General features: G+C 54.4%; 21 protein-coding genes and 1 pseudogene. 12 read left to right on the top strand and 10 right to left on the bottom strand.

Features of this window, described 5'->3' with window-relative positions; translation table 11 throughout:
- The first annotated feature begins 89 nt into the window (after nucleotides 1-89).
- The 12 genes and pseudogenes from recA to V8G57_RS14125 all read left to right on the top strand — a co-directional run bounded on the left by recA (nucleotide 90) and on the right by V8G57_RS14125 (nucleotide 11,496).
- Complete coding sequence (gene recA, locus V8G57_RS14180; RefSeq protein WP_092400709.1) at nucleotides 90-1,199, top strand: recombinase RecA; 1,110 nt, start codon at nucleotides 90-92, stop codon at nucleotides 1,197-1,199.
- Between the two features lie 125 nt (nucleotides 1,200-1,324).
- A complete protein-coding gene (gene recX / locus V8G57_RS14175; RefSeq protein WP_144739311.1) occupies nucleotides 1,325-1,783 on the top strand; it encodes a recombination regulator RecX in 459 nt (152 codons plus the stop codon).
- A 244-nt stretch (nucleotides 1,784-2,027) separates the two neighbouring features.
- Nucleotides 2,028-2,654, top strand: a complete 627-nt coding sequence (locus V8G57_RS14170) for a DUF2889 domain-containing protein (protein ID WP_342829951.1) — start codon at nucleotides 2,028-2,030, stop codon at nucleotides 2,652-2,654.
- A 14-nt stretch (nucleotides 2,655-2,668) separates the two neighbouring features.
- Nucleotides 2,669-3,841, top strand: a pseudogene (gene sucC, locus V8G57_RS14165) (ADP-forming succinate--CoA ligase subunit beta); the annotation flags it as partial.
- Between the two features lie 19 nt (nucleotides 3,842-3,860).
- Nucleotides 3,861-4,742: a succinate--CoA ligase subunit alpha gene (gene sucD, locus V8G57_RS14160; RefSeq protein WP_092355167.1), complete on the top strand. Its 882-nt coding sequence runs from the start codon at nucleotides 3,861-3,863 to the stop codon at nucleotides 4,740-4,742.
- 250 nt (nucleotides 4,743-4,992) lie between these two features.
- Nucleotides 4,993-5,757, top strand: coding sequence for a Stp1/IreP family PP2C-type Ser/Thr phosphatase (locus V8G57_RS14155; protein ID WP_342830061.1), 765 nt, complete (start codon nucleotides 4,993-4,995; stop codon nucleotides 5,755-5,757).
- A 229-nt stretch (nucleotides 5,758-5,986) separates the two neighbouring features.
- The gene (locus tag V8G57_RS14150) at nucleotides 5,987-6,589 is read left to right on the top strand and encodes an FHA domain-containing protein (RefSeq protein ID WP_342829950.1); all 603 of its coding nucleotides are present in this window, start codon (nucleotides 5,987-5,989) and stop codon (nucleotides 6,587-6,589) included.
- A 375-nt stretch (nucleotides 6,590-6,964) separates the two neighbouring features.
- Nucleotides 6,965-7,471, top strand: coding sequence for a pilin (locus tag V8G57_RS14145; RefSeq protein WP_425458280.1), 507 nt, complete (start codon nucleotides 6,965-6,967; stop codon nucleotides 7,469-7,471).
- A gap of 94 nt (nucleotides 7,472-7,565) precedes the next feature.
- Nucleotides 7,566-8,084, top strand: coding sequence for a pilin (locus V8G57_RS14140; protein WP_342829948.1), 519 nt, complete (start codon nucleotides 7,566-7,568; stop codon nucleotides 8,082-8,084).
- Nucleotides 8,085-8,226: 142 nt separating this feature from the next.
- Nucleotides 8,227-9,000 (top strand): TfpX/TfpZ family type IV pilin accessory protein, encoded by a 774-nt coding sequence (gene tfpZ, locus V8G57_RS14135; protein WP_342829947.1) that lies wholly within the window; start codon nucleotides 8,227-8,229, stop codon nucleotides 8,998-9,000.
- A gap of 85 nt (nucleotides 9,001-9,085) precedes the next feature.
- Nucleotides 9,086-9,385 (top strand): hypothetical protein, encoded by a 300-nt coding sequence (locus tag V8G57_RS14130; RefSeq protein ID WP_342829946.1) that lies wholly within the window; start codon nucleotides 9,086-9,088, stop codon nucleotides 9,383-9,385.
- A 68-nt stretch (nucleotides 9,386-9,453) separates the two neighbouring features.
- Nucleotides 9,454-11,496 (top strand): O-linked N-acetylglucosamine transferase, SPINDLY family protein, encoded by a 2,043-nt coding sequence (locus V8G57_RS14125; RefSeq protein ID WP_342830060.1) that lies wholly within the window; start codon nucleotides 9,454-9,456, stop codon nucleotides 11,494-11,496.
- A 3-nt stretch (nucleotides 11,497-11,499) separates the two neighbouring features.
- Here V8G57_RS14125 and V8G57_RS14120 read toward each other — a convergent pair whose 3' ends face one another.
- From V8G57_RS14120 to V8G57_RS14075, 10 genes are read right to left on the bottom strand one after another with little or no spacing between them, the layout of a single operon-like run.
- Nucleotides 11,500-12,123, bottom strand: coding sequence for an LbetaH domain-containing protein (locus V8G57_RS14120; RefSeq protein ID WP_342829944.1), 624 nt, complete (start codon nucleotides 12,121-12,123; stop codon nucleotides 11,500-11,502).
- Entirely contained in the window at nucleotides 12,113-13,261 is a 1,149-nt protein-coding gene (locus tag V8G57_RS14115) for an aromatic ring-hydroxylating oxygenase subunit alpha (RefSeq protein ID WP_342829942.1), read from the bottom strand. The genes V8G57_RS14120 and V8G57_RS14115 overlap by 11 nt, the downstream gene beginning before the upstream one ends.
- Before the next feature lie 23 nt (nucleotides 13,262-13,284).
- Nucleotides 13,285-13,965 carry a DapH/DapD/GlmU-related protein gene (locus V8G57_RS14110; protein ID WP_342829940.1) on the bottom strand — a complete coding sequence of 227 codons (681 nt, stop codon included), beginning with the start codon at nucleotides 13,963-13,965 and terminating at the stop codon, nucleotides 13,285-13,287.
- A complete protein-coding gene (locus V8G57_RS14105; RefSeq protein ID WP_342829938.1) occupies nucleotides 13,962-15,065 on the bottom strand; it encodes an aromatic ring-hydroxylating oxygenase subunit alpha in 1,104 nt (367 codons plus the stop codon). The genes V8G57_RS14110 and V8G57_RS14105 overlap by 4 nt, the downstream gene beginning before the upstream one ends.
- Complete coding sequence (locus tag V8G57_RS14100; RefSeq protein ID WP_342829937.1) at nucleotides 15,065-15,694, bottom strand: LbetaH domain-containing protein; 630 nt, start codon at nucleotides 15,692-15,694, stop codon at nucleotides 15,065-15,067. The genes V8G57_RS14105 and V8G57_RS14100 overlap by 1 nt, the downstream gene beginning before the upstream one ends.
- Before the next feature lie 9 nt (nucleotides 15,695-15,703).
- Nucleotides 15,704-16,447: an SDR family NAD(P)-dependent oxidoreductase gene (locus tag V8G57_RS14095; protein WP_342829936.1), complete on the bottom strand. Its 744-nt coding sequence runs from the start codon at nucleotides 16,445-16,447 to the stop codon at nucleotides 15,704-15,706.
- Between the two features lie 7 nt (nucleotides 16,448-16,454).
- Nucleotides 16,455-17,204 carry an SDR family NAD(P)-dependent oxidoreductase gene (locus tag V8G57_RS14090; protein WP_342829935.1) on the bottom strand — a complete coding sequence of 250 codons (750 nt, stop codon included), beginning with the start codon at nucleotides 17,202-17,204 and terminating at the stop codon, nucleotides 16,455-16,457.
- A gap of 4 nt (nucleotides 17,205-17,208) precedes the next feature.
- Nucleotides 17,209-18,246, bottom strand: coding sequence for a ketoacyl-ACP synthase III (locus V8G57_RS14085; protein ID WP_342829934.1), 1,038 nt, complete (start codon nucleotides 18,244-18,246; stop codon nucleotides 17,209-17,211).
- Nucleotides 18,247-18,252: 6 nt separating this feature from the next.
- On the bottom strand, nucleotides 18,253-18,477 hold the full coding sequence (locus V8G57_RS14080) for an acyl carrier protein (protein WP_342829933.1): 225 nt from the start codon (nucleotides 18,475-18,477) through the stop codon (nucleotides 18,253-18,255).
- A gap of 7 nt (nucleotides 18,478-18,484) precedes the next feature.
- Nucleotides 18,485-19,573 carry a DegT/DnrJ/EryC1/StrS family aminotransferase gene (locus V8G57_RS14075; RefSeq protein ID WP_342829932.1) on the bottom strand — a complete coding sequence of 363 codons (1,089 nt, stop codon included), beginning with the start codon at nucleotides 19,571-19,573 and terminating at the stop codon, nucleotides 18,485-18,487.
- Nucleotides 19,574-19,729: the final 156 nt, after the last annotated feature.

Here is a 19,729-nt window from a genome sequence, read left to right as displayed (position 1 = left end):
TTGCATAAATCACTGTTTTTTTATACAGTACTACCTGAAGTTTCAGATCAGGTCCCGAATTACTCACCATTTTTGCCGAAAGAACAACCATGGACGATAAAAAATCCGCACCCAATCCGGATAAAAGCAAGGCCCTTGCCGCGGCCTTGGCGCAGATCGAGAAACAGTTCGGCAAAGGTTCGGTCATGCGCATGGAAGACGGCGCCGTGGTCGAAGAAGTGCAGGTTGTCTCGACCGGTTCGCTCGGCCTGGATATCGCGCTGGGCGTCGGCGGTTTGCCGCGCGGCCGGGTGGTCGAGATATACGGTCCGGAATCGTCCGGTAAAACCACACTGACGCTGCAGACCATCGCCGAAATGCAAAAGCTGGGCGGCACCTGCGCATTCATCGATGCGGAACATGCGCTGGACGTCGGTTATGCGCAGAAGCTGGGCATCAACCTGTCCGAGCTGCTGATCTCGCAGCCGGACACCGGTGAGCAGGCGCTGGAAATCACCGACGCGCTGGTGCGCTCGGGCGGCGTCGACCTGATCGTGGTCGACTCGGTGGCTGCACTGACGCCGCGCGCTGAAATCGAAGGCGACATGGGCGATTCCCTGCCCGGCCTGCAAGCGCGCCTGATGTCGCAAGCGCTGCGCAAGCTGACCGGCAGCATCAACCGCACCAACACGCTGGTGATCTTCATCAACCAGATACGCATGAAGATCGGCGTCATGTTCGGCAATCCTGAAACCACCACCGGCGGCAACGCTTTGAAGTTCTACGCTTCGGTGCGCCTGGACATCCGCCGCACCGGCTCGATCAAGTCGGGCGATGAAGTGATCGGCAACGAAACCAAGGTCAAGGTCGTCAAGAACAAGATCGCGCCGCCGTTCAAGGAAGCGCATTTCGATATCCTGTATGGCGAAGGCACATCGCGCGAAGGTGAAATCCTCGATCTCGGCTCCGACGCCAAGATCGTCGAGAAGTCGGGCGCCTGGTACAGCTACAACGGCGAACGCATCGGCCAAGGCAAGGACAATGCCCGTACCTACCTGAAAGAACGGCCAGAGCTGGCGCGTGAGATCGAGAACAAGGTGCGTGCTTCGCTGGGCGTGCCGCTGCTGGGCGAGATCAAGTCGGACAGTAGCGACAAGGCAGCCGAAAAAGCCGCAGCCAAGGCAAGCAAGGCTGCTGCCAAGGCAGAAGAGCCGGTCTGATAGCTCTCGCTGCATAGCGATATAAGCCGGCCCGGTTCGGCAAACGCCTTTCATACATATCCGCCAAACGGATTGTTGAAAGGCGTTTTTGTTTCAGACATGTATTCGGATTACAGGAAGCTGCCATGGCAAAACTGCAGATCAGCCTCAAGGCCAGGGCGCTGCGCTATCTGTCGGCGCGCGAACACAGCCGCTTGGAGCTGGCGCGCAAGCTGGCGCGTTATGCGCAGGAAGGCGACGATATCGAAGCCTTGCTGGATACGCTGGAAGCCGCAAAACTGCTGTCCCAGGCGCGTTTTTCCGAATCGCTGATCCACCGCCGCGCCCACCGTTTCGGCAACAGCCGCATTCTTTCGGAGCTGCAAAGCCACGGCATTGATGCCGAAGCGCTGGTGGATATCAAGGCCGGCCTGGCCAGCGGCGAAGTCGCCCGCGCGCGCGAAGTCTGGCGCAAGAAATTCAACCAGCCGGCGGCCGATGCCGCCGAGCGCGCCAAGCAAATGCGGTTCCTGCTGCAACGCGGGTTTTCTCATCGCGCAATCCAGGCCGCGGTGAAGGGCGGCGATGACGATGAGGATTATTGAGGCAGGAAAGCAGGCAACCTTGATTGCCCGGAACCTGGGAAAACTGCGGTCTCCAAACCATCGTTTTCACTCCCATTTTTAGCGATGACCCCCGTCCCGGGGGCTTTCGATGGCTGTTTTGCAATTGTCGATCTAAATCGCTAAGGTGCGTAAGCTGTGCTACACTTTTGGGGTTTTTTGCAAACCGCAGGAGCGGCAGTTACCATAGAAACTGTGGTAACGACACGCAAATCAGTCCACCATTATGTCTCTGACACCTTCCATTTCCCGCCGAGCGTTAAAGCACACCCGCGCGATTCACATCGACGCGTTCGTACGTGACGACGGCCTGTGGGAAATCGATGCGCATGTTACCGATACCAAACCCTTCGATCTTTCTTTGCCATCCGGCAATTTGCCGGCAGGCCAACCGCTGCACAGCCTGTGGCTGCGGCTGACGCTCGATCGCCAGTTCGTCATTGTCGACGCCGAGGCGGATTCCGAAGCGGTGCCGTATCGCGGCCATTGCAATACCATCGAACCTGATTACAAGAAATTGATCGGCTTGAGCCTGGTCAAGGGCTTCCGCCACACTCTGAGAGAGAATATCGGCGGCGCGCTAGGCTGTACGCATCTGACCGAGCTGGCGCAGATACTGCCGACCGCGGCGTTGCAGGCTTTCGGCGGCGAGATCAATCGCGCTGCCGACCAGAAGCCGCCCCAGCTCGATCGTTGCCATGCATTACGCAGTGAAGGCGCAGTTGTCGCCAAATATTATCCGAAGTGGGCAATCAGCCCTCCAGCAGGAATCGGCACCGAATCTGTTTTAGAAACGTCGCATGTAGAATCGCCGCAATCGCATTTATCCAACCAAGCAATTTCATTTAATTAAGTGTCAGAAGGGAAGCTCGCATGAAAATCCATGAGTATCAGGGTAAAGAAATTCTCCGCCAGTTCGGAGTGACAACACCGCGTGGCATCCCGTGCCTGAACGTCGATGACGCGGTCAAGGCAGCTGAAACCCTCGGCGGTTCGGTTTGGGTCGTCAAAGCCCAGATCCACGCCGGCGGTCGCGGCAAGGGTGGCGGCGTCAAGGTTGCCAAGTCGCTGGAACAGGTGCGCGAATACGCCAGCCAGATCCTCGGCATGCAGCTGGTGACACACCAGACCGGCCCGGAAGGCCAGAAAGTCCGTCGCCTGCTGATCGAAGAAGGCGCTGACATCAAGCAAGAACTGTACGTCAGCATGGTTACCGACCGCGTCAGCCAGCGCGTGGTGCTGATGGCTTCCAGCGAAGGCGGCATGGACATCGAAGAAGTCGCAGCCAGCCATCCGGAAAAGATCCACCAGGTCGTCATCGATCCGGCTACCGGCCTGACCGATGCCGAGGCTGACAGCATCAGCACCCTGATCGGCGTTCCTGCCGGTTCGATCGCCGATGCGCGCGTCCAGTTGCAAGGTCTGTACAAGGCTTACTGGGATACCGATTGCTCGCTGGCTGAAATCAACCCGCTGATCGTCACCGGTTCTGGCAAGGTCATCGCCCTGGACGCCAAGTTCAACTTCGACGCCAACGCCCTGTTCCGCCATCCTGAAATCGTCGCTTACCGCGACCTGGACGAAGAAGATCCAGCCGAAATCGAAGCTTCCAAGTTCGACCTGGCTTACATCTCGCTCGACGGTAATATCGGCTGCCTGGTGAACGGCGCCGGCCTGGCCATGGCGACCATGGACACCATCAAGCTGTTCGGCGGCGAACCAGCCAACTTCCTCGACGTCGGCGGCGGCGCAACGGCTGAAAAAGTCACCGAAGCATTCAAGATCATGTTGAAGAACCCAGGCTTGAAAGCCATCCTGGTCAACATCTTCGGCGGCATCATGCGCTGCGACGTGATCGCTGAAGGCGTCATCACTGCATCCAAGGCCGTTTCGCTGCAAGTGCCGCTGGTGGTCCGCATGAAGGGCACCAACGAAGAAATCGGCAAGAAAATGCTGGCCGACTCCGGCCTGCCGATCATCGCGGCGGACAGCATGGAAGAAGCGGCGCAGAAGGTTGTTGCTGCGGCCAACGGTAAGTAACAAATAACAAGGAACAGATATGTCGATCCTGATCAACAAAGACACTAAAGTCGTCACCCAAGGTATTACCGGCAAGACCGGCCAATTCCACACCCGCGGCTGCCGCGACTACGCAAACGGCAAGAACGCTTTTGTCGCAGGCGTGAACCCGAAAAAAGCCGGCGAAGACTTCGAAGGCATCCCGATTTTCGCTAACGTTTCCGAAGCCAAGGCCGCCACCGGCGCCAACGTCTCGGTGATCTACGTACCGCCGGCAGGCGCTGCCGCAGCCATCTGGGAAGCGGTTGAAGCCGAGCTCGACCTGGCCATCTGCATCACCGAAGGCATCCCGGTACGCGACATGCTGGCGCTGAAAGACCGCATGGCAAAAGCCGGCAGCAAGACCTTGCTGCTCGGACCAAACTGCCCGGGCCTGATCACGCCGGATGAAATCAAGATCGGCATCATGCCGGGCCATATCCACAAGAAGGGCCGTATCGGCGTGGTTTCGCGTTCCGGTACCCTGACTTATGAAGCAGTCGGCCAGCTGACCGCACTGGGCCTGGGCCAATCGTCGGCAGTCGGCATCGGCGGCGATCCGATCAACGGCTTGAAGCACATCGACATCATGAAGATGTTCAACGACGATCCTGAAACCGATGCCGTCATCATGATCGGTGAAATCGGCGGTCCGGACGAAGCCAATGCAGCTTACTGGATCAAGGACAACATGAAGAAGCCAGTGGTCAGCTTCATCGCCGGTGTTACCGCTCCTCCGGGCAAGCGCATGGGCCATGCCGGCGCGCTGATCTCGGGCGGCGCCGATACTGCGCAAGCCAAGCTGGACATCATGGAAGCGTGTGGCATCACCGTGACCAAGAATCCATCGGAAATGGCGCGTCTGCTGAAGGCGATGCTGTAATCGCCGCCTGACAGGCAAAATAGGGCGGGTGCTTATCGTATAGACGATTACCTGCCTGACCATGAAAAGGGAGCTTCGGCTCCCTTTTTTATTCTCGTGCACAATCAAGGTCTGGCTGCGGGTGTAGCATCCAGGAGCAGGGGCGGCGCCGACTTTGCAATTTATCTTGCCGTCCCCAGCAGAACCAAGGAAAATACTTGTAACTAGGCAATCACCTGATCTGCCATAACTTTTTATCGTGTCTCGACATATGCCGCTTGAGTTTGCCGCCAAAACGGATATTGGTATGGTGCGAGTACAGAACGAAGACACCGTCGTGGTCGACGATGTCTTGCAGCTGGCGATCCTGGCCGACGGCATGGGCGGCTACAACGCCGGAGAAGTCGCCAGCAGCATCGCCACCGTCGCCATCCAGGAAGAAATCGAAAGCCAGCTGCAGGAGTACCGCCGCCTGCAGAAGCCGGAAGACGAGCTGCCGGTGCGCCTGTGGCTGATGCAGGCTGTGCGCCAGGCCAACAGCACCATCATCAACGCCGCCCGCCGCGAGCCGGAATACCGCGGCATGGGCACCACCCTGGTGGTGGCCTGGTTCGAGCCGCAAGGCAGCCTTGCCATCGCCCATGTCGGCGATTCGCGCGCGTATCGCATCCGCGACGGTTTGCTGGAACAGCTCACGCGCGACCACTCCCTGCTGCAGGAACAGATCGACGCCGGCCTGATCCGCGCCGAAGATGCGCAATTCGCCAACAACCGCAACATTGTCACGCGCGCCGTCGGCATCGATTACCAGCTGGTGGTGGAAGTCCACCAGCACCAGGTGCAGCCCGGCGATCTTTACCTGCTGTGTTCGGATGGATTGTCGGACCGGATCGGCGACAATGATATCTTCAATATTGTCAGCGACGCCCAGGGCGACCTGAAGATGGCATGCACCATGCTTATCAATGCCGCGAACCAATCAGGTGGACAGGATAATGTGTCGGTGATCCTGGTCAGAGTGCCGGAGAACGAATAAGCGTGTTGCGATTGCCGGTGAAAATTGAAGGCAAGCGCGATATGCGGGCCCGCGATATAAATCCCGAAATTTGAGTATCATTGCCCCGAAACAACATTAAACTGGGGGTTTGCTGAAGTATGCAAGACCGATGTATGAGCAACGCCAATACCAGTAGCTGCGGACGTGGCCGGATCTGCAGCATGGTTTTAAATTAACTTACAAATAGCGTTTCCCGAGAGAGATAGGAATGGCGAAGATCATCCTGACCAAAGGCGGCACCGTGATACAAGAGATGACGCTCACCAAAGAGCGCACCACCATCGGCCGCCGCGCCCACAATGACATGGTCATTGATAACCTTGCCATCAGCGGCGAACACGCGGTCATCATCACTATCTACAACGATTCGTTCCTGGAAGACCTCAACAGCACCAACGGCACCCAGGTCAACGGCCATCCGGTCACCAAGCATTTCCTGCAGCATAACGATGTGATCCAGATGGCCAGGTACAAATTGCTGTACCAGGTGGATACGGATGAGGAAATCAAGGACAACCGGCCGAAGATGTTTCCGGTGCCGCGGCCGGATGCGACCATTACCGTGCTGGATGGGCCTAGTGCTGGCAAGGAAATGCTGTTGACCAAGGTCCTCACTACCATCGGCCGTCCTGGCATCCAGGTTGCGATTGTCACGCGCCGTCCTCATGGTTACGAACTGACCCATGTCGAAGGGCAGACTTATACCCGGGTCAATGACACGCCATTAAATGCCGGAGCCCGGCCGCTCAAGGATGAGGATGTGATTGATATTGCCGGGACTTTGATGAAGTTTTCCTGGAAGACTGCTTAACCCCCTCAGTTCTGCCAGGCGCCGGCTGCGCGTCTGGCTTCTCACCTCCGCGAATCTCTTTCGCGCATCTGTAATTTAAGACTATCGCCAATTTCCCATCTGTCGAGAATCGATAACACTGGTTTGTCATCTTGTTAGTGTGTTGATTGCTGGCCGTTGAGGACTTGGGGCAGGACAAATTGCTGCAAGAGTGAAGATGGCATTTTCATAGTTTCTTCATGACAAAATTTGTCAGCGCAACATCGAAAATCTGCCAAATTTCCTCACTTTTCCAGATGCAAATCCGGGAAATCGCGGGATTTTCCACTGGCACAGACATTGCTCTAAGTCATAGGCAGTGAAACCCCTTTTTATCAACCGGAGAAACACATGAAAATGATGCAACGCGCTCAGCGCGGTTTTACCCTGATCGAATTGATGATCGTTGTGGCAATTATCGGTATTCTGGCAGCGATTGCTTTGCCTGCTTACCAAGATTACACAGTTCGCGCTAAGGTTAGTGAAGGTCTGGTCCTTGCTGACACCGTCAAACTGGCTGTTTCCGAGACTTTCCAATCTAATGGCGTTGTTCCAGGAACCAATACAGCTGCTGGCTATACGTTCTCTGGTTCTAAGTATGTGTCCGATATCGAAGTCAGTGGTGCTGGTGTCATCACAATTACATACCAAACAGCTGCTGGCGGTATTACAGCTTTGTCAGGCGCTAATACGCTTGTATTGACTCCTTTCGTTAATAAAAACGCTTTGGTAGCAGGCACTAGCGGCACAATTGATTGGGCTTGTGCTTCGTCGACAAACACAGCGGCAACTGCTCACGGCTTTGCAAGCGGCGTTAATGCCGGTACTCTGCTGCCAAAATACGCACCTGCAGAGTGCCGTTAATATTTGTAGTGTGGCTGCAAGTGGTAATTCGTTAAAAAAGGCGCTGCGGCGCCTTTTTTACTAGATGATTAGATTGGCGAGACGAGGTAATTATATGAATTATTTCAATTTCCGGCGACGAAACCAGCTCGGTTTTACATTGATTGAATTAATGATAGTTGTTGCTATTATTGGTATTCTTGCCTCCGTTGCTTTACCTGCTTATCAGGACTTTACCGTTCGCACGAAAATTAGTGAAGGGCTGGTCTTGGCCGACGATGCAAAGATAGCGGTCGTTAGTGCATTTCAATCTACCGGTTTGGTCCCGACGCAAAATTCAGATACTACATATGGTGGTACAACTACCAAATATGTATCGAGCGTGCAAATTGGTGCCGGAGGTGTGATCACGATTAGTTACAACTACGCGCCGACAGGCATCACCGCTCTGTCAAGTACCACCAATATAATTTTACTAACACCAAACGTTAATAATTTGCCATTGACGGCCAATGCCAGCGGATCAATTGACTGGGCATGTACGTCGGCAACCAAGGCCGCTGCATCTGCGCATTTGCTGGTCGCGAATCTCGGCACCGTACCTCCAAAATATGCACCTGCAGAATGCCGTTGAAGATTTGAACAGCTACGTGAATTTCCCCGATAGCAGCGTCAAATTCAAATGATCCAAGTAATGTTTTCTATTGCTTGCCATATGCAGTCATAGTCAAACTGAAATACGCATTCATAAATAACTCATTGCTCCAAGGAAGTATATGCAGCAAACAATCAAAAAGCGTTTGCAGGCTTTTGCCATACACTTAGCAATTAGTGCACTGATCGGCGCATTTATATTTGCCCTGATTTATTTTGTCTGGTTTCCTTCGCCGTACTTCCTGCTTACCAATGGTCGCGAATTGTTTTTATTGTTGCTGGGATGCGATGTAGTGCTGGGGCCGCTGCTGACCCTGGTTATCTTCAATATCCTGAAGTCGCGACGTGAATTGCGACGCGATTTGATGCTGATCGCTTTCATCCAGCTCGCTGCGTTGGGCTATGGCTTGCATGTGATTTTTGAGGTTCGACCTCTGTATGTCGTTTTTTATGGCGATCAGTTCAATGTGGTGGCGGCGGACGAAGTGACCACAGATCCAAAGTTGAGCGGGACGCCCAAATTGTCGCTGCGCTCGTTGCTAGGGCCGCAGATTGTCGGAGCGAAAATGCCCGATAATAAGGACGAACGCCAGGCGATCCTTTGGTCGTCCGTCGGTGGCGGAGCTGATATTTTTGGCATGCCAAAATACTTTGTGCCTTATCAGCAAATGAAAGACGCAGTGCGCCAGAAGGCTGTTACAGCCCAAGGCTTTGCAGAGCAAAATAAGATCGCTGCATTCAATCTGGCACGCCTTGAGGCCGATTACCGTGCGCAACGCAATCCGGTCGGGTTTGTACCAGTAGTGGTACAGAGCAGATTCAAGTATGCTGCTGGCGTAGTGTCGTTGGCAACAGGGGAGTTGCTGCAAGTGGAGCCGGTAGAAGAGAAAAAATAGCGTATTTGTTTGCCATGGGCAAAAAGAGCTTGCAAGACAGGTGAGCTGGATAGCCAATTAATCGGATTTTTGCGGGAGAAAATGGATGTGGTTCAGCTGGTTTGATGCACGTGAGGAAAAGCAGTTTGGGCAGTCGCTTGCTGCAATCCTGATCGAGAGGCTTTCCCTTGAAGGGCCAGCTCGCAATAACAGGTTAATGGGCAAGAAGCATGATGCGATGCTGCATAACATGATGCAGCAGATAAGCAGCTTCACGCGCGACCGCAAGATGAATACCTACAAGAAAGCCCAGGTCGGCAATGCATTCAAATGGGCATTGAAAGACAAGGGATATGATTCCGAATATGTGGATCAGTTAACCAATTGGCTGATGTTGAAGATCTAGCCTATCCTTGATTTGTTGCAAGCAGCGGCTTGTGCAAACAGGTTTTGCGCAAGTCAAATTTGGCAGAAATGATCGCATATCTGATTGCGTTCGCTGAATCAATAACAATTCTTGAAGAACTACGTTCAAGATTCGCAGCCCTCCGATTTTTCCTCGAGCTCATGTTCAAATCCTTTAAAAATCTGTTTTCCTCGACCGAAAAGAAAGCCGCAGTCGCGGTGCCGCCAGCCGGTGCCGCGGTCGGGCAGGACATAGGCGCTGCCCGTACGGCGCATCTGGTGCGGGGCACCTCGTTTCTTGGCAAGGGAGATGTCCGCAACGCAGAAATGTGCTACCGGCAGGCGTTGGCGATCGACCCGGCGCATGTGTCCCCCTATATAGCTCTGGGATATGTGCTTAGAGAACAGCGGAAATTTGATGAGGCGAATGAAATACTGACGCAAGCGATAGAGCTTGACCCGAAAAATGTCGATGGTCTTTACATGTTGGGGACAATCGCTAAAGAGAACGGCGACAAGAGCGGCGCAATCGATAATTTCAAGAAGGCGCTCGCCGTCAAGCCGGATTTTGAGCCGATATACTGTGACTTGTGTTTGCTGATGTTTGAACAGGGCCAGCACGATGCCGCCAAAGACCTCCTCAGAAAAGGGACTGCAATTTTCCCGCAGAATCCCGACATCCATCACTACCTGGGAAATTTATATTCCATGGAGGGCAATCAAGATGCGGCGATTGCCTCCTATAAGAAAACCTTGGCTATTAAACCGGAGTTTGCGGAAGCGCTCAGCAATCTCGGCAACGCGCTGCAGGCAGGAGGGCAGGTCGAAGATGCCGTGGCCAGCTATCGGGCCGCACACGCCCTCAGGCCCGATTACGTTCCGGCTTTCACCAGCATGCTGTTGGCAATGCAGTACCACGCCGCATATACACAAACGGAAGTGTTTGCCGAGCACCGGCGTTTCGCGCAATTGTATGAGTCGCCGCTGAAATCGCGTTGGCCGCGGCATCGGAATACGCGTGACCCGAACAAGCGGCTCAAGATCGGTTATGTGTCCGGAGATTTTCGCAATCATTCCGTAGCGTTTTTCATTGAGCCTGTACTGAATACGCACGACAAGTCGCAGTTTGAAATCTTCGCTTATTACAATTATGTGATACACGATGACGTCACCAAGCGCCTGAGCCTGAAGATGGACCATTGGCTGTCTTGTGCCGGCATGTCGGACGACCAGCTTGCCGAGCGTATCGCCGCTGACGGGATCGATATTTTGGTCGATCTGTCCGGTCACACCGGCTACAACCGCCTGCTCACCTTTGCGCGCAAACCCGCACCGGTGCAAATGACCTGGATCGGCTATCAAGCTACCACCGGGTTGACGGCCATGGACTATCGCATTACCGACGCGTCGATGGATCCGCCAGGGACCACCGAACAATTTCATACGGAAACGTTATTGCGGATCCCCGCGTCGGCGCAATTCCAGCCGTCAGTCGATTGTCCGCCGGTCAACCCTTTGCCCGCCCTGACATCTAAGCAATTCACGCTGGGTTGCCTCAATAATCTGGCAAAAATCAACCAGGAAACTGTGCACCTTTGGGGGCGCATCCTGAACGCTCTGCCGCATGCCAAGCTTATGCTGGGGAACGCGACCGGGCCGCAAGCGAAGCAGCGTCTGGTCGACATGTTTGCACAGGAAAATATCGCGGCTGATCGATTGATTATCCAGCCAAAGATGTCTTTAGCGAATTACCTGAAGTTACATCACCAAATCGACCTGGCGCTGGATACTTTTCCGTATAACGGCGGCACAACCACCCTGCATTCTCTGAGCATGGGAGTGCCGGTGATCGCTTTGTCGGGCGATACGCCGGTATCTCGTGCCGGTGTTTCCATTCTTGCAGGGGCGGGTTTGCCCGAGTTCCGTACATACAGTGAAGATGAATATGTGGCGAGGGCGATAGAAGTTGCTCAAGACCTGCCAAAGTTGAATGAGATCAGGCAATCGCTGCGTGAGCGGGCGGCGCCGTTATTCACTTCGGCTCCCGAGCAGGTAACCCGGCCGCTTGAAGATGCCTATCGCACGGCCTGGAGAAAATGGTGCAGCAATTGATTGTCACAGTTCGACGATATTGATCGATGTGTCGAACGAAGCATGCAGAAAAGTCTTGGCCGCGATATTTTTCGTTATTTTTCCTGCGACGTCGACCACACAAAATTTACCTACCTCGATAGCATCGCCAATGATCACTCCTAAGCCGAGCGTGGCGTTGGCGCCGATTTTTGCAGCGCGGCCAATTACCACGCCTGCTTCAATCCACGCTGAATTACCTATTCGGCAAGCGCTGCCGATATTGGCGCCGCTGCCGATCACGGTATTGAAGCCGATCTGGCAATCATGACCTACGATGGCGCCTGCGCCAATCATGACATTCTCCCCGAGGCTGGCCGTATTGGCTACCAGCGCGCCTGGGCAAACCAGCGCGGGCATCGAGAAGCCGCGTTCTTTTAATTTTGCCATCAGCTCGAAGCGGCGGAAATTCAGGAATTGATCGTCGTATGCGGCAAAGGCGGTGGCGCCGTCGACCACCAGGTTGTCCAGCACGCTTAGATCGAATACATAGGCGGCATCCTGATCTAGCCTGACCGGCCTTAAATCGAGGCCGGGATCCACTTCGCGCCAGGCTGCCATGGCCCAGTCAAGGAGGGCGCCGCTGCCTATCACATATTTAGAGCGCAATTTTTCCCTCCATCACGTCGAGATACCAACGCTCAATGCTGCCGTTTGCGAATTCGTAGTCACCGAGTCGGGCCGACGGTGCGCCAGGGTGCAACTGTTTTTGTATGTTCTGCATGACATCGATATCTTCCCGCAACACCCGTTCCGCTCCCATCATGTGTGCATGTAACACAGCGGGCGAGGCGGCATAGCGGCGTTTCTTTTTTGCAGTCACGTAGTGAACCATCATATCGGTGCGGTCCGGGGAAACAGGAATATGGTGCTCGATGATGAAAGAGTAACCGCCGCCGGAAGCGATATGTAAATTGGGGAAGGCCAGCCAGTTGTAATACCAGTCTTTGCTGCCATATCGTTCGACATTGTCATGCCAGGAAAACGGCAGCACTTCTTTCATCGGGGTATCCGGGCCGCCGTTGCTAAAACTGCGTAATCTGGACATCGTCGTGCTGCGGTCATTTGCGGTCGATTCCTCCAGGTTTTTAAAGGCGGCAAGCCCGGCTTCGTCAATGTTGACCTCGAATTTCACCTTTTGGTACAGGGAGCGTGCGTGCACATAACGGGGATGGTGGGCGTCGCGCAGGTTTTCATAAGCGAGCTTCCAATTGGCCTGCATTTTAAAGGTCGTCAACATTACTTCGCCGTCGAAAGCGTCGGAACATTCTTGTAATGATGTAAGGAAGTCGGCACCGAACTGCTCGCCGATAGGAATGGGATTGCTGGATAGATTGATAAATACAAGATTGCCAATTGTCTCCAGCGCAAAGCGCTGCAAGTGCAGGCAGGCACGCTCTTCCGGAGGGTAGCGAAAGGCCTCGGCTTCGAACGGGATGTTATCCGGTGCTCCGTCCTTACCGTAGCCCCATCCATGATAGGAACATACCAGTGGCCGCACGCCGTTGGCCAGTGTTTGCACCGGATTCTGCCGATGCACGCAAAGATTTTCAAAGGCGCGCAACTCGCCGTTAAAGTTCTGCACCACGATCGGCAACCCGCATAACGTACGCGTGATAAAAGCATTATGTTGCGACAGCATCATTTTGAGGCCGATGAACTGCCAGAGCGGTTTGAAAAACAATTCGCGCTCGCGCTCGAACCAGCCTTGGTCGATATAAGCTTGCGGGGGCATACGTGAAAGCATTTACTTTCCTTATTTCTTACTTTTTATCCGGTCGAGCGGACGGTGTTGCCAAATATATGCACAGGGAACGCGAACAACGGATCTATAAATGTGCCATCCGGCAGCGAGGTCGCATAGGCGCCTGGCACATCGATCACGCAATGGCGGCCCAGCGTGACATTGGCCGCGATTTTCACATCAGCGCCGACGATGGAGTGCATGCCGATGCGTGCGTGGTTGCCGAGCGCTGCGCCAAGTCCGATCCATGCATTGTTGCCGATCTGCACGTTGGCATCGATACGTGTACCGGCAGCGATGAAGGTATTGTTGCCGACGCGTACGCCGGAGCTGACGATTGCACCGGCACCGATCCAGCAGTTTTCTCCGAGCTGTACATCAGGTTCTACCATCGCGTCTGGATGTATCAGCGTCGCGCATTTGAATCCTCTCAACCGGACGCAGGCATAGGCATCCAGCCGGGCATGGTTCAGCGCGTTATGGTCTACGGCAGCGAATACCCGTACCTTGGCTGGGTCCATTCCAGCAAGATATGCAGTAACATCGGAAGAAATTGTGTCGGTTGAGGTTAGCGGCATAGTCAGCAGATCGTACTCGGCCACGTCCAGGCCGTGCTTGTTTCCGAGACGGGTCCATGCGGCCTGCGCAGCGTCAAAAATGCTGCCGCATCCGATCAAGGCCAGCTGCATATTTTCTCCGGCGCTCAAGCTTTATCTCCCATTAACCGCAGATACACGTCAGCGACGCGTCGCAGCTGTGTTTCATAGGTACCGTGGCAAGCAGGCCGCCCGCCGGCATGCAGTCGAGCCTGAAGTGCTTCCAACAGCACCAGGTCTTCATCCAGGACGCGTTTTTCGCCTTTAAGGTGACCCCACAAAATGGCGGGCAATGCAGCGATCCGCTGTTTTTCTTTGGCGGTCATCAATGTGAACCTGACTTCGGTACGGTCGGCGGCGACCGGATCGAATTGCTGTATCAGAAAAACCAGACCCCCTACCGAAATGAAATTCACATTCGGATAAATAAAATAATTGTGATAAGTATCCTCTGGTCCGTATTGCTCGACCATGGCATGCCAGGGCCATGGCTGAACGCTCATCGCCATGGTGGAGCAAAAGCTCAAACTGGATAATTCGCTGTCGTCGACCGAAGTCTCAGATGCGATTTCTGCCGGTTGCGCGGCGACGTTCTTTATCAAAGGCCGGAATGTGCGCGGGTGGACGTAGGCAACATGGTTTGCATCCAGTACATTCTCGAAATTGAGTTTCCAGTTGTAGCGCGCCGGGACGCAAGTGTGGATTGCCTGCGAAGAGAAGTGGCTGGAAATGTCGGCCAGTTGTTCTCGAAATTCTTTGGTAAATTGTTGTTCGATCGGTATCGGGGTTTCGTGGACATTAACGAATACCAGATTGCCGATTACCTCTATGGCGAACTCTCGCAGGCACAAGCTGGAACGTTCTTCTGAGGTAAAACGGTACAAGGTTTGTTCATCAGGGATGGTCTTGGCGCGTCCGTCTGCATCGTAAGTCCAGCCGTGGTAACGGCAGGCGAGCCGGCGTTGACCGTATTCTTCGAACTGCAATGGCATCTGGCGGTGCGCACATTGATTTTCAAATGCCTTGAGCACGCCGGAAAGATTCTGGATCACGATCGGTATTCCCCCAATCGTTCGTGTCAGGAATGCGTCCGGTTCAGCGAGCAGCGTACGCAGCCCGGCGAATATCCAGAGTTTGCTAAAGATATGGGTTTGCTCGCGTTCGAAAACAGCAGGGTCGATATAGTGGCTGGCTTGAAGTTCCGAAAGCATTATTTGAACCTGAAGCGCTTTGCCGGATTGCCAAAAACGGTAATCCCGGCTGGTACATTGCCGATGACGACGCTGCCGGCGCCAATAGTTGCGCCATCGCCGATCTTGACCTTGGGCAAAATGGTTGCGTGCGGATGTATTACAACGTCTTCCCCAATCTGGGCGCCGCCGCCGATAAAGACGAAGCTGCTGACTGTGGAGTAGGAACCCACCGTAACATCGTAGCCGATGATTGCATTCGACAAGACAGTCACGAAGCTGCCAAGCTTCGCATCGGCGCCGATCGATACATGACGCTCGAACACACAGCCGATGCCCATGCTGGCGCGGTCGGCCAGATGCAGATCCGGCATCAGGTTCATGAATTCCGCTCCCTGCTCCCGCAGAGGGGTGGAGTACTGGCGTTTCATTGCCGGCTTGCCAAGTGCACAAACGAAGAGATCGGGAGCTTGATAGCGATAAGTCAGCGGATCGCCGACCACTGGCAGGCCGGGGACCGGCATGAGATCGGAGCGGCCGTCTAGAAATCCTCTGACTACCCATTCTTTTCCGTGTGCCGGATCGGACTTTGCAACCACTGCCGTATTGCGGCCAAAGCCGCCCGCACTAATGATATAGACGTTTCTCATTCCTGGACCTTAGGTAAACGGGATGCCGCCGTCCAGGTTGAAACTGGTGCCGGTGATCTTGCGGCTTGCGTCCGACAGGAAATAAACCGTGGCATAAGCTACATCCTCAGGACGACCAATACCGAGTGGGTACATCTTGTCTTTTTCATCCAGCCAGGCGCGAATTTTATTCACTAACGGCGTATCGACCAGCCCTGGCGATAATGAGTTGACCCGGATTCCCCGCTTGGCGACTTCTAACGCCAGGCAGCGCATCAAACCGATCAAGGCCGCCTTGGAAGCTGAATAAGGACCGACGCCAACCGTACCCGTGTGGGCGGCGATCGAGGTCATGAATAGAATGGAAGCCCCGTCGCGAATGTTTTTCTTGTACAGCAATCGCTGCGTTAACAAGACAGGGGCGTTAAAATTTGCTGAAAATACCCGGTCCAGAAATGTCTCGCTGACCATTCTGATCGGTATTACTCCATCGATGCCTGCGCCATGCACTACACCATCGACTTCCCCTGCCTGATCAACTAAAGCGTATAACTGCTCCTGATCTGTCAGGTCGGCACATATGGCACTATGGCCACTGCCCGAGAGGGCCGAAAGCGTTTCATTGAGACGTGTTTCGTCGCGCCCGCTAATCACTAGCCGCGCGCCCACCAGTGCGCACTGGATTGCTACTTCGCGGCCAATGCCGCTCGATGCGCCAGTAATAAGAATGGTCTTGTTTCGAAGATGAAAAGGGTTGTTGGTTATCATGTTCATGACCGGTCTATCCCCTGGCTCGAAGAGAGAGACCGCCGTCAATCACCAGGCTGCTGCGCGTTACCCAGCGGCTCGCCGGTGCAAGAAGATAGGCGATGCCGTTCGCAATATCAGTCGCTTCAATTGCGCCAAGGGGAACGAGATCGACCTTGCTCTCTATTGAAGACACACCTTGGAGTTTTTCAAGCATCGGGGTGTCTACGTAGCCGGGAGAAATGCAATTCGCGCGTATTCCCTGTTTGGCATGTTCCAGTGCAATGGTGCGTACCGTTGCGGTCAATGCTGCCTTGACACCGGAGTAGATGCCTGTGGCGATAGGTGAAAAGTGCTCTGCACGTGCGGTGACAAAAACCAGGGAGGCGTCATTGTTGATTTTTTTCTTGGACAGTAAGCGCTGTGTCAGCATTACAGGTGCTTCGTAATTCACAGAAAACATCGCGTGCAGGTGCTGTTCAGACACCATCCGCATGGGGACTAAGGCTGCTACGCCTGCGCTAAACACGCAGCCGTCGAGCGGCGGTACGGCATCCACCAAAGCGTGCCGTGCTTCGGCATTGGTCAGGTCGCCGGGAATGATCGTATGGCCAGTACCAGACAGGGAGGTCAAAGTGGCGTTCAGGCGGTCCATGTCACGCCCGCAAAGCACTACAGTCGCACCAAGCTCCGAGCACAACAGGGCCGCAGCGCGACCGATACCGGAAGACGCCCCCGTCACCAGAATAATCTTGTTCTGGAGGCTGAAAGGTGAATCGTTCATACGCTCATACTTCGATTAATTCAGGAAATTTCGCTTTCTCCAGATCCACGATACAGCTCCCCCAGGATAATCCGATACCAAAGCCGGATAACAGTACGCGTTTGGGCCCATCCTGCAGCGACTCGCGGATGCGCGCGGTCATGGTTACCGGTATGGATGCCCCGCTGGTGTTGCCGAAGTCATGCAGGGTTGAGGGAACTTTCTCGGGCGGCAAGCCTAGTTTTTTGCGTATGGTCTCATTGATCATGCGATTGGCTTGATGGAAGAGGAAGTAGTCGATTTGGTCCGACGACTGTCCGGCATATTCGAGCAGGCGGTTTACCGCTGGAGGCACCTGCTGTGTTGAAAAGCTCAGCACTGCTGGACCGTCCAGAATCAATTCGTCAGGACGCCGCAATACTCCGTCCTCATCCTTGTACGGAATCAAGTGCTGAATGTCCACAGGCTCGCGATGACCTCCTACGGGCATAATGATTGCGCGGTAACCGCTGCCGTCGCTGTTCAGGTCGAAGTGCATGGGCGGGGCGCCCGGAATGTATTCAAGAGCGGTGGCCGTACCAGCATCAGAAAACAGCGGATCGATGACCGTCGCAGCCTTATCGCCGACCAATACCAGGCCTTTCTTGATGGTGCCGGCTGAGATCATGCAACCCAGGATATATAGCGCGAACGGATAGCCAGAGCAACCAAGATTGACATCGAACGCGACGGTAGCCTTGGTCAGCTGCAAGCGGTCCTGAAGAATGATTGCCGTGGCAGGAATTAAATAATCGGGTGACTGTGAAACGATAATCAATGCATCGACTTCTTCGCGTTTCCAGCTGAGTTCGTCTAGCAGGCGCTCGGCAGCAACGAAAGCAAGATCAGAGAAACATTGCCATTCCGGGCACATGCGGCGCTGAAATATGCCGATGTTGCGCACCAGCCGTTCGCGGCCAGATCGCATCTGGGGCGGGCAATCGTCGACGTTCGAAATGATGCGCTTGGGAACGCAGGTCGTCATCCCTGCATATCTGACATTGTTTAGCGTTGATTGAGTCATGGAATGTCAGCAGACAAGTGCGTAAATATCATTGATGGCGCGGCACGTGACAAGATTATCCCCGGTAATGGTCTTGCTATATTCCATGTCGCACATGACGATAACGCCCAAGGCTGCCAGCGAATCCCATTCAGGCAGGCTGAGCAGTTCGGTAGTCGCGGTGATCTCCACCGGTTTCTGAAAATCCACTGCGTTACTAAATTTCTCAATAAACTGCTCGATCGTATCCATATGGCTCTCAGGTGGTTTGATGTAAAGATGGTGTGTGTGAAACAGCGCGCTGGACAGCAGTTGCGACCAGTTCAATCTGTGTATCGCTCATGTTTAGGAAAAATGGCAAGCCGATAAGGTCGGTGGCGACTTTTTCGGCATCGGGAACCGGTAATACTACTATCTTTCCAATTTCGGGAGCATGTCGATGCAGCAAAGGCTGGTACCAACGCCGAGTGGCAATCCCCTGTTCCTGGCAAAGAGTTTCAAGGTTCGTGCGTGCAGCTTCCGATCCTAATCGAAGGCAAAAGGAAGTGGGGGCTGTCGGTGCCGGACCTGTTTGCCATGTCAGAACTTCACCACAGGTTTTTTCCAGGACCGCACGATAACGCTGGTACAAGCGCTGGCGCTGGATGGCTTGCTCGTCCCAACTATCCAAGCTAGCCAAGGCCACCGCAGCATGAAATTCCGACAGCTTTGCATTTGTCCCGGCGGACGACAGGTAGCCGACCGGCACGCCGGCATCGGGCGTCAGGTTAATACCGAAATTGCTTTTTTGGCAAACAAGCATATTGATCGATGCATCGCCGGAGACGATAAACCCGCCTTCTCCTGCGGGCAGCGATTTGGTGGCATGCATGCTGAAGACAACCGGGACGTCGGCGGCGTCAACCCATTGGTTGCCGAAGGCTGCAGCCGCATCTATCACGATGCGCACGCCGGTTTGTTTTTGAAACTCGCTCCAGCGTTTGGTGTCTTGGGGGTAGCCGAACGTTGCAACTACAACCGCGGCGCGGGCGCCGGTAGCCTTGACAGCCGCCGCAGCGATTTCGGGCGTCAAGAGCCAGTTGTCCGGATCGATGTCAGCAACAACCGGGACATAGCCGGCACGGATGACGGCGGTAATGGTTGCTACAAAGGTAAGCGCCGGGACCAGAACCGGGGAGCCTGCGGGCAAATTCAATGAATTTAAGGTTAGTTCAATGCCTAGGGTAGCGTTACTTACCGTCGTAACGTACATCTGGTGTTCGGTATGCGACGCAAATCGCTGCCTGAGGCGCGATTCCAGTTCCCTGACCAGCGGGCCGAAATTGGTGTAATGGCGTGCCTCGTCCATGCGTCCCAGATAAGGCCACAGTGCCGACCGATCTGGCACCATGGGTACCAGCAGCGGCACGCGAATTGGGGGTACATTCATCATTTAATTAAGTAGACAAGACTTTGTTAGTGTTTCGAATGCCCGGAGTTCGCCGCGATTGCCGTAATTTAGGGT

Source organism: Collimonas rhizosphaerae (genome assembly GCF_038896935.1).
GTDB lineage: Bacteria > Pseudomonadota > Gammaproteobacteria > Burkholderiales > Burkholderiaceae_D > Collimonas > Collimonas rhizosphaerae.
The sequence above is the reverse complement of the archived record's forward strand: the minus strand, read 5'-3'. Positions and strand labels throughout refer to the sequence as shown.

Bases quoted from the DNA above. Each gene is read 5' to 3' on its own strand.
- recA (WP_092400709.1), top strand. From the start codon at position 90: ATGGACGATAAAAAATCCGCACCCAATCCGGATAAAAGCAAGGCCCTT.
- recX (WP_144739311.1), top strand. From the start codon at position 1,325: ATGGCAAAACTGCAGATCAGCCTCAAGGCCAGGGCGCTGCGCTATCTG.
- V8G57_RS14170 (WP_342829951.1), top strand. From the start codon at position 2,028: ATGTCTCTGACACCTTCCATTTCCCGCCGAGCGTTAAAGCACACCCGC.
- sucD (WP_092355167.1), top strand. From the start codon at position 3,861: ATGTCGATCCTGATCAACAAAGACACTAAAGTCGTCACCCAAGGTATT.
- V8G57_RS14155 (WP_342830061.1), top strand. From the start codon at position 4,993: ATGCCGCTTGAGTTTGCCGCCAAAACGGATATTGGTATGGTGCGAGTA.
- V8G57_RS14150 (WP_342829950.1), top strand. From the start codon at position 5,987: ATGGCGAAGATCATCCTGACCAAAGGCGGCACCGTGATACAAGAGATG.
- V8G57_RS14145 (WP_425458280.1), top strand. From the start codon at position 6,965: ATGATGCAACGCGCTCAGCGCGGTTTTACCCTGATCGAATTGATGATC.
- V8G57_RS14140 (WP_342829948.1), top strand. From the start codon at position 7,566: ATGAATTATTTCAATTTCCGGCGACGAAACCAGCTCGGTTTTACATTG.
- tfpZ (WP_342829947.1), top strand. From the start codon at position 8,227: ATGCAGCAAACAATCAAAAAGCGTTTGCAGGCTTTTGCCATACACTTA.
- V8G57_RS14130 (WP_342829946.1), top strand. From the start codon at position 9,086: ATGTGGTTCAGCTGGTTTGATGCACGTGAGGAAAAGCAGTTTGGGCAG.
- V8G57_RS14125 (WP_342830060.1), top strand. From the start codon at position 9,454: ATGATCGCATATCTGATTGCGTTCGCTGAATCAATAACAATTCTTGAA.
- V8G57_RS14115 (WP_342829942.1), bottom strand. From the start codon at position 13,261: ATGCTTTCACGTATGCCCCCGCAAGCTTATATCGACCAAGGCTGGTTC.
- V8G57_RS14105 (WP_342829938.1), bottom strand. From the start codon at position 15,065: ATGCTTTCGGAACTTCAAGCCAGCCACTATATCGACCCTGCTGTTTTC.
- V8G57_RS14100 (WP_342829937.1), bottom strand. From the start codon at position 15,694: ATGAGAAACGTCTATATCATTAGTGCGGGCGGCTTTGGCCGCAATACG.
- V8G57_RS14095 (WP_342829936.1), bottom strand. From the start codon at position 16,447: ATGAACATGATAACCAACAACCCTTTTCATCTTCGAAACAAGACCATT.
- V8G57_RS14090 (WP_342829935.1), bottom strand. From the start codon at position 17,204: ATGAACGATTCACCTTTCAGCCTCCAGAACAAGATTATTCTGGTGACG.
- V8G57_RS14085 (WP_342829934.1), bottom strand. From the start codon at position 18,246: ATGACTCAATCAACGCTAAACAATGTCAGATATGCAGGGATGACGACC.
- V8G57_RS14080 (WP_342829933.1), bottom strand. From the start codon at position 18,477: ATGGATACGATCGAGCAGTTTATTGAGAAATTTAGTAACGCAGTGGAT.
- V8G57_RS14075 (WP_342829932.1), bottom strand. From the start codon at position 19,573: ATGGACGAGGCACGCCATTACACCAATTTCGGCCCGCTGGTCAGGGAA.